General features: G+C 33.1%; 13 protein-coding genes. 3 read left to right on the top strand and 10 right to left on the bottom strand.

The genetic code is table 11. From position 1 onward, the window contains the following. Window positions 1-7: 7 nt before the first annotated feature. Window positions 8-379 carry a ribosome silencing factor gene (gene rsfS, locus DFQ11_RS11125; protein WP_110475964.1) on the bottom strand — a complete coding sequence of 124 codons (372 nt, stop codon included), beginning with the start codon at window positions 377-379 and terminating at the stop codon, window positions 8-10. 94 nt (window positions 380-473) lie between these two features. On the opposite strand from rsfS, the gene DFQ11_RS11120 reads away from it, so the two are divergent. Further along, window positions 474-1,205: a biotin--[acetyl-CoA-carboxylase] ligase gene (locus DFQ11_RS11120; RefSeq protein WP_110475963.1), complete on the top strand. Its 732-nt coding sequence runs from the start codon at window positions 474-476 to the stop codon at window positions 1,203-1,205. A 30-nt stretch (window positions 1,206-1,235) separates the two neighbouring features. On the opposite strand, the gene DFQ11_RS11115 is transcribed toward DFQ11_RS11120, so the two are convergent. Both DFQ11_RS11115 and pyrE read right to left on the bottom strand, forming a co-directional pair. Further along, window positions 1,236-1,631, bottom strand: coding sequence for an SRPBCC family protein (locus DFQ11_RS11115; RefSeq protein WP_110475962.1), 396 nt, complete (start codon window positions 1,629-1,631; stop codon window positions 1,236-1,238). Window positions 1,632-1,704: 73 nt separating this feature from the next. Beyond that, window positions 1,705-2,349, bottom strand: a complete 645-nt coding sequence (gene pyrE / locus DFQ11_RS11110) for an orotate phosphoribosyltransferase (RefSeq protein WP_110475961.1) — start codon at window positions 2,347-2,349, stop codon at window positions 1,705-1,707. 120 nt (window positions 2,350-2,469) lie between these two features. Between pyrE and DFQ11_RS11105 the strand changes: the two genes are divergently transcribed. Beyond that, the gene (locus tag DFQ11_RS11105; protein ID WP_110475960.1) at window positions 2,470-3,051 is read left to right on the top strand and encodes an NUDIX hydrolase; all 582 of its coding nucleotides are present in this window, start codon (window positions 2,470-2,472) and stop codon (window positions 3,049-3,051) included. Window positions 3,052-3,075: 24 nt separating this feature from the next. Here the strand turns inward: DFQ11_RS11105 and DFQ11_RS11100 are convergent, their stop codons facing one another. From DFQ11_RS11100 to DFQ11_RS11075, 6 genes are all read right to left on the bottom strand, one after another. Beyond that, on the bottom strand, window positions 3,076-3,786 hold the full coding sequence (locus tag DFQ11_RS11100; RefSeq protein WP_110475959.1) for a membrane or secreted protein: 711 nt from the start codon (window positions 3,784-3,786) through the stop codon (window positions 3,076-3,078). A 78-nt stretch (window positions 3,787-3,864) separates the two neighbouring features. Next, window positions 3,865-4,536 (bottom strand): N-formylglutamate amidohydrolase, encoded by a 672-nt coding sequence (locus tag DFQ11_RS11095; RefSeq protein WP_110475958.1) that lies wholly within the window; start codon window positions 4,534-4,536, stop codon window positions 3,865-3,867. Next, window positions 4,533-5,759: a glutamate-cysteine ligase family protein gene (locus DFQ11_RS11090; RefSeq protein WP_110475957.1), complete on the bottom strand. Its 1,227-nt coding sequence runs from the start codon at window positions 5,757-5,759 to the stop codon at window positions 4,533-4,535. Before DFQ11_RS11090 ends, DFQ11_RS11095 begins: the two co-directional genes overlap by 4 nt. Window positions 5,760-5,844: 85 nt before the next feature. Beyond that, window positions 5,845-7,290, bottom strand: a complete 1,446-nt coding sequence (locus DFQ11_RS11085; RefSeq protein ID WP_110475956.1) for a RimK family protein — start codon at window positions 7,288-7,290, stop codon at window positions 5,845-5,847. A gap of 80 nt (window positions 7,291-7,370) precedes the next feature. Next, the gene (locus DFQ11_RS11080; protein ID WP_110475955.1) at window positions 7,371-8,003 is read right to left on the bottom strand and encodes a class I SAM-dependent DNA methyltransferase; all 633 of its coding nucleotides are present in this window, start codon (window positions 8,001-8,003) and stop codon (window positions 7,371-7,373) included. Between the two features lie 38 nt (window positions 8,004-8,041). After that, window positions 8,042-9,799 carry a M14 family metallopeptidase gene (locus DFQ11_RS11075; RefSeq protein ID WP_110475954.1) on the bottom strand — a complete coding sequence of 586 codons (1,758 nt, stop codon included), beginning with the start codon at window positions 9,797-9,799 and terminating at the stop codon, window positions 8,042-8,044. A gap of 122 nt (window positions 9,800-9,921) precedes the next feature. Between DFQ11_RS11075 and ctlX the strand changes: the two genes are divergently transcribed. Next, a complete protein-coding gene (gene ctlX / locus DFQ11_RS11070) occupies window positions 9,922-10,854 on the top strand; it encodes a citrulline utilization hydrolase CtlX (RefSeq protein WP_110475953.1) in 933 nt (310 codons plus the stop codon). A 42-nt stretch (window positions 10,855-10,896) separates the two neighbouring features. On the opposite strand, the gene DFQ11_RS11065 is transcribed toward ctlX, so the two are convergent. Continuing rightward, on the bottom strand, window positions 10,897-12,954 hold the full coding sequence (locus tag DFQ11_RS11065; protein WP_110475952.1) for an ATP-binding protein: 2,058 nt from the start codon (window positions 12,952-12,954) through the stop codon (window positions 10,897-10,899). Window positions 12,955-13,262 lie beyond the last annotated feature (308 nt).

The following is a 13,262-nucleotide window of genomic DNA, read 5'->3' as shown; positions in this document are numbered from 1 at the left end:
TGTCTTTTTAGTAACTTGTTTCTATTCGGGTAGTTTTAGCATCTCCCCAAAGCTCTTCAATATTGTAATATTCTCTAATGCGTTTTTGGAACACATGTACGACAACATTAACGTAATCCATTAAAACCCATTCGGCATTTTCAGTACCCTCAATATGCCAAGGTTTGTCTTTAAGTGCTTTGCTAACTTGTTTTTGAACCGAACCGACGATTGCGTTTACTTGCGTATTTGAAGATCCTTCGCAAATAATAAAATAATCACAAACCGTATTTTCTATTTCTCTTAAATCTAGAATTGTTATCTCTTTTCCTTTTACTTCTTCAATACCACCAATAATGGTTGTAATGAGTTGGTCTGTAGGGATTTTATCTTTCGTCATTAAAATGTATTAATTTTGTGCAAAGTTATTATTTTTTTAGTTCTTGTGCCCTCTTAATCTCATAAGAAAACCTTAAAATAAAATTGTTTATTTAATGTATATAATCAAACTTGATGCCATTGACTCTACAAATAGCTACCTCAAAGATTTAGCGAGTGTTACCTTGCCACGTGATTATTCGGTGGTAGTGGCTGAAGTACAAACTAAGGGGAGAGGGCAAATGGGCTCAGTTTGGGATTCAGAAAGTGGTAAAAACCTTACTGCGAGTGTGTTTAAAAGATTGCCAAACTTTATTATAACTAATCAATTTTATATAAGTATGGCGGTTTCTTTGGCGATATTTAAAACATTGAACCACTATAATTTGCCGCAAATACGAATAAAATGGCCTAACGACATTTTGTCAGCAGACAAAAAAATATGTGGAATTCTAATCGAAAATATCATTAAATCTAACAAAATTCAAGGATGTATTATTGGATTAGGACTTAATGTTAATCAGAAAACTTTCGAAAATTTACCACAAGCCTCGTCAATGAGTCTGTTAACTGGTGTTATATTTGATAAGGACGAAATTCTTTCAGCTATTCTAGAGCAGTTAAAATTCTATTTTAATTCAATTGAAACTGAAAATTATGCTGAAATAAAACGAGAATATGAAGCAGTTCTTTTTAGAAAAAATAAGCCGTCAACTTTTAGAACTTCTAAAAATGACAGCTTTTCTGGAATTATACAGGGTGTGACTGAAACTGGTGAACTTAAAGTTTGGACCGAAGATGGGATAATAAAAACCTTCGACCTTAAAGAAATAACTTTGTTGTACTAGTTTTTCACCTCAGGGTATTATAACTACAGTCTAAATAGCAGTTTTCATATTTGTTACTAATGTTTCAATAAACTTGCTAATAGGTCCTTTAATCATCATGGCCATCATGGCATTAAATTCACCTTCAAATGATAATTGAACATCTGTTTTATTTGGTTCTATTTCAGTAATGTTTCCAATTAGAGCGAAATCTAATTTTCCGCCTGCAGCTCCAAGTACAATCTTATTATGAGGAACCGCTTCCTTTTTCTTTAGGATAATTTCTGGCATTCCTTTTAGCGCAAAAAGAAATTTGTCATTATCTAAAACTTCAAATTTACTAATGTTACTAGGCATTAGTTTTTCAAAATTTTTCACATCAGAAAGAAAATTGAAAGTTTCTTCTGCAGACTTATCTAAGGTTACTTTTGGTGATTCTAAATTCATTATAATATTGTTAAGTTATTTATTGTTGATTTGTATAGTGCTGAGTTGCACCTAACTGGTTCAACTGTGTATATCAATTTCCATTCCATTCACTTGGATTGGCATTCCATTTCGTTAAACTGTGCTGTTCATCTTGAGTTATATAATAAGTCTCCAAAGCTTGCTCTAATAAAGTTTCGTAGTTACTAAGCGTATGTAATTCTACACCAGCTTCCTCAAAATTCTTTGCAGCGACCTCAAACCCATAGGAAAAAATGGCTACCATGCCTTTTACATTTACTTCAGCTTCTTCAAGAGCACGAACCGCATTAAGACTGCTATTTCCAGTGCTGATTAAATCCTCAACCACAACTACAGTTTGGCCTTTTTCAATAAAACCTTCAATCTGATTTTGACGACCGTGTTTTTTAGCTTCTGGTCTCACATAAACAAATGGCAGGTTTAAATATTCTGCCACCAAGGCGCCAATTCCAATAGCACCTGTTGCAACGCCAGCAATCACATCTGGTTTGCCATATAAATCTTCTATATGTTTCGCTAAGGCTCCTCTAATGTAATTTCTAATAAGAGGAAACGATAGTACAATTCTATTATCGCAATAAATTGGCGATTGCCAGCCAGAAGCCCAAGTAAATGGATCTTTGGGTTGCAATTTTATAGCATCTATCTGCAATAAAACTTCGGCTGTTTTTTTAGCGGTTTCTTTGTTAAAAATCATGCTGCAAAAATAATGAATTTTAAAGGTTAAGAAATTTTAATCTAAAATAATTTTCATTTCAAATAGTTTCTCATAAAAAATAATATTTTTACAATAACAAAGTAGAAACATATCTGAACGATGTATACCATTTATGTAGGTGATAAACCTATTATTTTAACTTCTGAAATACAAAAGGAAACTGATTTTAAATCGTTTCTTTTAAAGTCTGTAAATATAGGTAAGGTGATAAAAACCTTAAATAATACAGATTTAAAGGCAGTGCATTTAATTCATGAAAATAAAGATAAACTCCTAAAGAAATTTTTAAAGCTATTACCTAATGTAGTCGCTGGAGGTGGTAAAGTCTATAATGCTAAGAATGAAATTCTATTTATTTACCGCAACGATAAATGGGATTTACCAAAAGGAAAAGCAGAACGTAAAGAGACGATTGAAGAAACCGCGATTAGGGAAGTAGAGGAGGAAACTGGAGTTGAAGGTCTGAAAATAACCAAGCCTTTACCAACGACTTATCACATTTTTAAGCGAAATGGAAAACACAAAATCAAGGTGACTTATTGGTTTGAAATGAAAACCGATTTTGAAGGTGATCTATCGCCTCAAGAAAATGAAGGTATAACCAAAGTAGAATGGCTGAATGGAAAGTCCTCTCAAAAGGCTTTAAAGAATAGCTATGCTAATATTCGGTTATTAGTGTAATGAAGTTTCGACGTAGTAAGAGTTTCATTCTCTCAAACGCCATACTTCGTGAAGTGGATCTCCTTTACTAGAGAAACCACTATGATGCCAATCACCATTGTCTAAGTTGTAATCAAATTCCAAACTAGCACCAACCCTTGAGTTGTCTCTTGAGAAAAATTCTATGTTCTCGGTATATTTACCGTTTTTAGTGGTGTAGGTTCCGCCACCTGTTCCCATGAACTTTTTAGTTTCTGTATTATAAGCTATCCACTGGAAACGCGTTCCAGACATGATTTTCATTGTTTTTCTAGGGCCACTTGTATCTCTTAATTGCGATTTCCCATTTATAACTCTACCAGACATTAACCAAGCACCTTGCAGTTTTCCAGGTTCTCCATTATCAATACGATTAAATTGAATTTCATCGTTTATATGATTAAATACTGTTTTTGAAATAGTAATTGTTGTACTGAATTCCTGACCTATTGATTCCGAATTCTTCGTGTCGAATTCTATTGTTTCTATTAAGATTCTTCCTTCTAATTTCCAAGAACCTCCTTTGCTGTGGATAAATTCACCGGTGTCAGCATTATATGTTGTAACTACGTTATATCCTTCCGAAAAAATTGCTACGCGTTTTAACTTCTCTCCACTTTCAGAGGTATAATAATTTTCCCAGGCACCAATTAAATTTTGAGCATAGGCCCCAAATGATAAAAGAGTAAATACAACTATTGTGATTAATTTCTTCATGATAAAAAATGTGGTTTAGACGAATTTAAACAATAGAAATATAATATCAAAGCTCTGATGTCTAGGTTGCTACGAATGTCAAGGAACTATGGCTTTAGAAATTGACTCTTTTGTTTCTTTTGACATCAAATTATTGAAAGAAAACTTTTGATTCACCTCAATTTCAATACCTAAATACTGAGTAGGAAATTGTTTTCTCAAATAGGTTGTGAAACCATCAGCCTTTCCTAAATAAGGGTAGTTAAATCGTACATTCAGGCTTGGATTGTACCTTAAGAGTCTTGATTTAAGATCTTTGCAATACTGTCGTTCAGGTTTTCTTGAGGAGTCATATAGTAAACCAAAATCACAGTTTCGGAGGTTGCCATTTAGTTGTGGTGTAAAACTATGTATAGATAAATGGAGAACAGTGTTTCCCCTTTCTATATAATCCCTAATACTGTTTTCTACTTTAGATCTGTATGGCGTATAGTGCGTTTTTAAGATTTGATCTTTCTCGATTTTTGAAAGTTCTTTTGTGAATTCAGAAAATAAGTTGTTATGATGTATTGAGCGATTCAGCTCCACTAATAGTCGGGATGTGGTACTATAGAAAGATGAATTAGATAAGGGTTTTAAATAATTAAATAGGTCTAAAGCTCCCAAGTCATATGCACGATGGGTTTCTAATACCGATTTATTCTTGAAGTATTTCTCGTAATTTTTAGGGATGTTATTCCCAGCATGCTCACATGTTAAAACTAGTTTCATGCTTGAAACATTTTATTCTGTTTTAAGCAGTCTTGAAGTTGGCGATATACAGAAATTATGTGTTTTTCCGAAGAATCATCCCCAATGGCATTTAATATTCTAGTAGCTAAAGTTCCTTCTTCTAAAATTAACTCAATAGCATTGTGATGAGACTTGTGAAGTTTTGATTTTACAGATTGGAATAAATGTTTCCAAACTTCTTTAACCGTTACAAAATCGTTTAGGCCGAATAAGTTTAAGTATTCCTTATTACCAACAATAGAGTTTTCAGCATGTTTTATAGCATCATTTAATAGAGGGAATAACTGTTCTTTAGTCCAAGCTTTTTGTTCTTTTAATGAGCAAAATTCTTTATTAATTAGTGCTTTTAAAATTTCAATTAGGAAAGCACAAATTGCGAGGTCAGCTTTTGGGCATTCTTGTATATCCATCAATCGGATTTCAATAGCATTACGATCGAAACGCGCAATAGCGCCACGAGAGTTTAGAAAATATTGGTCTAAAATCTTGTCTTTATCATAAGGCTGAATGGCTTTTTTTATAGGTTCAAATATGGTAGCATAATAATCAACTTTTGAAAATGAACGCTCAGGAATAACTAGACCTGTCAACTCGGGAATTTCCTTTTGGTTGCTTTTGTAATATTCTAGTCGTGTATCTTTAAACCCTGTGATTTTACCATCTAAAATTGGAGAACTGGCACATAGACCTGGTAATAAAGGCAAGATGATCCGAATGGCAGCATGAAGCTTTTCAAATTCCTTATCATCATAAAAGGGTAAGTTGATATGTGTGCTTTGTACATTGCTCCATCCATGACCTTTACAATTAAAAATAGTATTGTAAAGTGCATAAACCTCACTGTAGCTGTGTTTCCATAATTGTGTGTCTGTATCAGGATTCATCAACGGGTGTGATGCCGAGCCTAAAAGTGAAAGGTTTAAGGGGTGTAAAATTTCATTAATTTCTAAAATGTTTTTGTGAAACTTTTCAGCCAAATCAGTAGTGCTTTTTGCAGGACCGTTGGTTTTGAGTTCAACGACATGGGCTACAAGTTCATTACTCCATGCTATAGATCCATTTTCAATATCGGCCTTTAGTTCACCTGCTTTAAGTGTTAATAATTCGTCTACTTGAGGCGCAACCTTAAAAGTATGGTTATTAACTAGCATATATTCGAGTTCAATGCCATAGACCTCGAAGAGGTGATATTTCTTTTTCATGTGTTTAGATCAGTTGTAATTAAATGATCGAATAGTTCATTGCTAGTTCAGAAGAATATAGCTTTTAAACCTGTTCGTGAGATGTTTAAGTTAAGCGTTTTTTTAATGCTGAAAGAATCTCGGTGTAAATCAAATCGCCATAATGCGCATCTTCAACTCCAAAATCAATATTAGGATTGTCGTTGATTTCAATAACCATGAGTTTACCTTCTACAACTTTAATGTCAATGCCGTAAAGCCCAAGTCCCATAAGTTTAGCCGACTTTAAAGCCATGTCAATGACGTTTTTTGGAACGTCTTCTATCGCTAAACAATCAGCTTCACCATCTTGCTCGTTTTTGTCGGTGGCTTTCCAATTGTAAATTTGCCAATGGCCTTTTGCCATATAGTATCTACAAGCGTAAAATGGTTTATTGTCAATTATGCCAATGCGCCAATCATAATCAGAAGGACAATACTCTTGTGCTATTATTAAATCTGATTCTTTCAACATTTCTGAAACCAAGGCGTCAAATTCTTCCTTCGTCTTTGCCTTTTTAACGCCAAAAGAAAATGTAGAGTCAGGTGCTTTTAGTACACACGGTAATCCTGTTTGTTCCAAAACCGTATTTCTATTATTGCTGTGAACAATGACTGTTTTTGGAGTGTTGATGTTGGCGTTTTGTAGTGCTTCGGCCATATACACTTTATTGCAACATTTTAAAATGGCATCAGGATAATCAATAATGGCAATCCCTTCTTGTTGTGCTTTTCGAGCAAAAGTGTATGCTTCGTTATTCACTTCTGTACTTTGTCTCAAAAACAAAGCATCAAAAGACGAGAGTCTTGATAAATCTTTTGGCTCAACAATTTCAGCATAGATATTCATTCTTTCTGCGATATCTATAAACTTTTTTAAGGCTTTAGGATTACTTGGTGGAGCTGGATCATTCGGATGAACTAAAATAGCTAGGTCAAAATCGTAATTAGTAGGTTTTGCTGTGTCGTAACGCTTTTTTGCGAAATATTGATTGGCGAATTGATGCACGCTCGGCATATGCTCTTGTGGAATTTCAGATTCCGAAATTGCTTTTATGCTCTGTATGTTCCATTTGGTCGTATGGTTGAATTTAATACGTAAAAAAGGCACTTGAAAATGTCGGTAAAACAAAGCACTTAGGTTTTTGTATTTCTGTGCTACGTTTTGACCAAAATAGATACTTAGGGTAAATTCTTGAGACTTTATATTTTTCAAACTTTGTTGAATAACATCATCGAATTCATCAGAAACAATTCTAACAAGTTTCAAGGCTTTTAAATCTACAATGTTTTTAGTGGTTGGAATGGGTAAATGACCTCTAGCTTCCGCTAAAAGAGAAACATAATATCCTTTAGATTGGTAAGAGTAATCTTTACATAAATTGAAGATTCGTGCGTTTTTTAATAAGGAATACTTCGGATTTGTAAGGTAATCTTGGGAGGATAATACGGTAATATTATCAATTGAAAAGTTCCATTTTTCAGGTTGATTTACAACAATGTATTTATTCATTTAGAGCGCATTACGCTATTTAAATTTTAAGTAAATGTATGTCATTTTTTAATTGCTTTTACATTGCTTGAAAAATTATTTTAGACGAGTTTTGATATTATAATATATTGGTTTTCAGGAGTTTTGTCTGCTTTAGGATACTTTATTTGAAAGGACTTTTGCAATTCAAAAGATGCGTCTTTTAATTGTTTCTTTATAGAATTCAACAGATGATAATAAAAATAAACTCTGTTAGTCATGCTTCCCGAAATAAAACCAGAATGGCTGTACTGTCCTGGAACGAAACTTAAATATAAAACACCATTATTATTGAGCAGATTTTTGCAATCCGTTATCAGTTTAGAGACGTCTGCTTTTGATAAGTACGGAATACAGAATCCACATATAATCGCATCGTATTTTTCGTTTAAGTTATGTATTTCTCTAATGTCCATGACTTCATAATGAGCATTTGGTACGTTTTGTTTTGCTAGGCTAATCATGTTTTCCGAAATATCAATTCCTGTTAATCTTAACTCAGAATTTTTGGATAGAAGGTATTTTGAAATATGACCAGGACCACAGCCAATGTCTATAAGTGAAGCTTTAGGAGTCGGTATTAAATTTAGAAAGGCATCATAAGTTTCATTGTACAAGTCTAATTTCATAAACTTGTCATCATAATTTTTCGCCACCTTATTCCAAGTTTCAAATGTTTCTTGATATTTATCCACATTTGAAAATACGACAAAATTTTTAGAACCTTGAGATTTTACTTCAAGCGATATATAGGGTATTGAAGGTGAGCCGATTCATAATGCTTACTTTTCTTATGTAGCCAATCTAATTGTGTGTACCAATTATTAGCGAAATCTTCGTCATAGCTAACCATGATATTGTATTCAATTTGAAGCTTCGGATTTCGTTTTAATAATTCTTCAGCGTTATCTTCCCATACATACGGTGAGAAGCCTTCTTTTTGTTGTAGAATGGTGTCAAAGAAATTCCAATTAAAGAATGAATCAGGCGCTGTTGGCTCTAAAGTTTCTAATAAATAGCGCACCGCTTTTTGATCGGTTGAAATCATGACATCACCTTCTTTAAAAGTTACTTTTTCCTCTGTAGATGTTATGCTTGTGTTGTAATGAGAATAGTGGCCTTCGTATGGCGTCTTTCTAGTTTCATAGTTGGCTATTTTGTAAGATTCAACTGTAAGTGTTGTGTCGTTTTGAAGTTGAGCCATTTCAACATTATTCAGTTGTAATAATTTAATAATATGATGCCAACCTTGAGGAATGATATAGGCTTTTGGGATTAGAACGGAATCAACCGGTTTGAAATGATTGTGATATGTGATTTCTTTTGTGAAGGGTTTGGTTCTATCATATTTTAAACGTTTGGATCCTGTGAGGTTACTTGGAATCATTTCACCTTCGTAACCCTTAAAATTTAAGGTGGAGGTTTTAGTAGAATCGACGGTCCAAGAAAGAGGATAGCTTTTTCCAACCGACCATAATTTTTCTTGTTTCTTTCTTAATTCTGAAATTTTATCACCTTGCTCTTCGGTGAGTTCGATCATGCTTTTCATTAATTCATAGGTGCCTTCAACACGTTGCTTATAAGGCTTTAGCATATGTGTTTCAATCATCATACCTAAGGTGTTAAATAAAGCCGTGTATCCTGTAGAGTAGCGAGGTGTATCTAGAAATTGTGTAAATCCAGAGTCCGGTGTACGATTAAATACATTGACATAGGGAGTGATGTCCCAAGATTTTGTTTCGAGCTTTTGTTCGAGTTTTGGCATCATTTCAGTATGCATATAGTCTCCAAGTTCACCGCCTAATTTATTATGTTGTGTAAACAAGTGGGTTAGGGTGTATTGGTAATCTGCACCATTACTCACGTGATTATCGATAAAAATATCGGGTTGTACTAAATGAAATATTTTAGCGAAAGTTTGTGCGTTTTTAGTGTCGGCTTTTATGAAGTCTCTGTTTAAATCATAATTTCTTGCATTTCCTCTAAAACCATATTCCTTTGGGCCATTCTGATTGGTACGAGATGTAGAATTGCGGTTTAAACTACCACCAACATTATAGATAGGAATAGTAACTACAACTGTGTTTTTCGGTGTTTCTATTTTTCTTTGAGCAAAATCTCTAAACAACATCATCGTGGCGTCAATGCCATCGGATTCTCCTGGGTGAATACCATTGTTGACTAAAATGATTCTATGGTTTTGTCGTAGTTGTTCAAAATTATCTCCAGATCCGTCCATGTTTAAGGTCACTATATGAAGTGGTGTTCCTGAATCTGTTTCACCTATGTTTTGAATTGAAATTTCAGCATAGCGGTCGGCCAAATCTTGATAGTAAGCAATCGTTTCTTGATAAGTAGCTGTTTCAACGCCCTCGCTTTTTTCGAACACCGTTGTGAAATCTATTTCGGTTTGATTGGTTTTTATTTCTTTTTGTTGGGATTTATCGGAGCAGGAAGAAATGATTAAGAAAATTATGAAGAGTTTTTTCATGAATAAAACGTATTATATACTATACCTCAAACTTAACAAAATTATGTCAGGAAAAGTTGTGTTAATTGGGTTTTTAGAGTCATAAAATTGACTAATTTTGCAACAATTTTAGATTTCAGATTATGCAACAAACTACAAATACAATAGTAATGATTCGTCCTGTAAATTTCAGGATGAATGAACAAACGGCTGTCAATAATTATTTCCAGGAAGAATTGGATTTAAAAAATGCCGAAATCAATGCTAAAGCACAAGAAGAATTTGATGCTTTTGTGGAGAAATTACAAGCTGTTGGTGTTAATGTAGTCGTTATTAATGATGATGAAACTGCTGATACGCCAGATTCAATTTTTCCTAATAACTGGGTAAGTTTTCACGGAAATGGTGATGTAGCAAAATATCCAATGTTTGCAGAAAACAGAAGAAAGGAAAGACGTGATGATGTGTTTATTCGACTAGAAGAAGACGGTTTTGCTATTGAAAATATTATTGATTATACCTCTGCAGAACACGAAGGTGTGTTTTTAGAAGGAACAGGTAGTATTATTTTAGATCGTGAGAACAGAAAAGCCTATTGCGCTTTGTCTGCAAGAGCGGATGAGGAATTATTCATTGAGTTTTGTGAAGATTTTGAATACAGTCCTGTAATATTTACAGCATATCAAAACGTAAAAGGTAAGCGATTACCAATCTATCATACTAATGTGATGATGTGTGTGGCAGAAACTTTTGCGGTAATCTGTTTAGATAGCATAGATGATAAAAAGGAGCGTAAGAGCGTTGTAAAACAGCTGAAACAGGATGGTAAGGAAATCGTTTCTATTACTGAAGCTCAAATGCATCAGTTTGCTGGAAATATGTTGCAGGTGAGAGGTGAGAACGAGCAGCGTTATTTAATTATGAGTGAAACCGCTTATAAGAGTTTAACTCCTAATCAAATTAAGACTATAGAAAAACATTGTCCTATATTGTATAGCTCATTAAATACTATTGAAATTTTAGGAGGTGGTAGTGCTCGTTGTATGATGGCTGAGGTATTTTTACCTAAGAAATAAATAAAGATAATTATACTTTAATAGTGAATAAAAGAAGCTTAATTAAGCTTCTTTTTCATTTTTAGGAAGTTCAACAAAGAACTTACTACCTACATTTGGCGTGCTTTCAACCCAAATTCTACCGTCATTTAACTCAATTAAATCTTTAGCGATAGTTAACCCTAAACCGGTTCCCTTTTCGTTTTTAGTTCCAACAGTAGTGAAGTTTTTATGAGCATGGAATAATTTAGAGATATTTTCTTTCGAAATGCCAACTCCGGTATCTTCAATACAGATTAAAGATTTGCCATCAACTTCTTTATTTGAGATGGTAATCACGTCTCCAGTTCTACTAAACTTCACGGCATTAGTTAGTAAATTCTGAATGACGATTTCTACCATGCTGCGATCGGCATAGATATATTCAGGTTGTGTCTCGTCAATTAGAATAATTTGTTTGTCCTCTATTTTTTGTTCTACTAAAGCAACTTTAGTATGGAAGACATCTTGAATATTAAGCATTTCAGGTTTCGGTTCTAAATTCTGCATTTGAGACTTAGACCAATTCAGTAGATTGTATAATAAAGAGGATGCATTATTAGCATTTTCACTCAACTCCGGAATAAGGTTATAAAACTCATCTTTTGAAATGTTACCTTCTTTTAATAAGTCTAAAAAGGCTTTGATGGAGGAAATAGAATCTTTTAAATCATGTGAAACAATAGAGAACAGTTTGTCTTTTACCTGATTAACTTCTTCTAAATGATGCGTTTGCTCTATAATAGCTTCAGTGTTTATTTTTTCCTTTTTGAGTTTATTCTTTTGTTCTTCAAGAGCAGATTTATGGGATCTCGTTCTTAATAGACTAAAAATTAAAAATATTAAAAGAATGGCTATAATAGCAAGAAGACCGTAAACAACAAATGGATAATTGAAAGATGATTGAGTTTTATCTGGTTGCGATGCTTTGTTGATGTCGCTTTTTGAAGAGTCTACTTTTGAAAAGTCTAAATCTAAAGGTGTTAAATCTTCAGTAGGAAACATAGGCTCATTTGCCTTAGATAATGAATCCTTTAATTTATAGTATTTGTTTTGCCAGAAAAAAGCATTCTGAAAATAACCACGAGTAGAGTCTAGGGCGATTCTTAACTTATAGTTTTCTAACAACTCAGATTTGTTATTGATTTTTAGAGCTAAACGATAAGCTTCATTTAATTGATTTTCTGCTAATTTAACTTTTTTCTTCTGAAGGTTTAACTGACCAATCGCGTTTAACGCTCTTAATAGTCCTTCTTGATTATTATGTTTTCTATTATACTTTAATCCTTCAATTAAATATTCAGAAGCTCTATCGTATTCTTTAAAACGTAAATATTCAGATCCGATTTTTGGTAATATTTCACCACGAAGATTTTGATCTGAATCTAAGTTTAAAATATCTAATACTCGCTCGTAGTATTCAATAGACTTTCTGTGTTCTTTAAGTATGGAATATAATTCAGCAATATTTTTAGTCGATTCTTTAACTCCAGCTTTATGATTGATTTTTCTTCTAACTTCTAGAGCTTTAAAATTAAACTCAATCGCTTTGTCTATTTGATTAGTTTTAAAATATGCTTCAGCAAGGTTATTATAAGCAGAACTTAATTCCTCTTGTAGATTTTGTTCTTCGAAAATAGAAATAGCTGATAAAGAATTTTGCAATCCTACAGCGTAATTACCACGTTTAATTTCTAATAGGCCTATACTGTTACTCACTTTGGCCACGCCAAGTGTATCGTTTATACGTAAATAAAGTCCCCTTGATTTGTTGAAATTGTCTATTGCGTTGAAGTAATCGTTTCGTTCTGTAAATATTAAAGCGCGATAGTAATTACTTTCGGCGATACCTTTCGTGTAATTAAGGTCTTCTGAGAGTTTTGATGTCTGGTTAATATATAATAAAGCTTTGCTGTAATCTGAAGCTTTAAATAGTTCGTTAATGAGTATAAGCGACATATCCACTTTCGTGGAGTCAGAATTTTGATATGCCAATTGCACCGTAAGTTGATCTATTTTTTCATTTTGAGAAAAAACAGAAAAAGTTAAGAAACAAACAGCTAAAATTAATAACTGTTTCATCTTAATTTATGGGTAATACGAATTGTGATGTTTTGGTGTGATTAACTTTTATAGAGGGATAAAAAAGTAAGTTAACACAAAACAGTAACAACTGGGTTAATGTTTGATAATTAAACCTCATTAATGTTTGGGACATTGATTAATAGCTTATCAAAAGTGCTATTATGTCTACAAATATGCTAATTATTAAGACTTAATGCTAATAAATTAGGTGAATGGTTAATTTACAAAAAATGAAAAAATCGAATATCGATAAAAGGTGTGAAAATATAGAGGTATGGCTGTTTTATCGATGAAATACACGGTTT

Source organism: Winogradskyella epiphytica (genome assembly GCF_003217215.1).
Classification (GTDB): Bacteria; Bacteroidota; Bacteroidia; order Flavobacteriales; family Flavobacteriaceae; genus Winogradskyella; species Winogradskyella epiphytica.
Note: the sequence above shows the minus strand (reverse complement) of the source record. Positions and strands in the feature narration are given on the sequence as shown.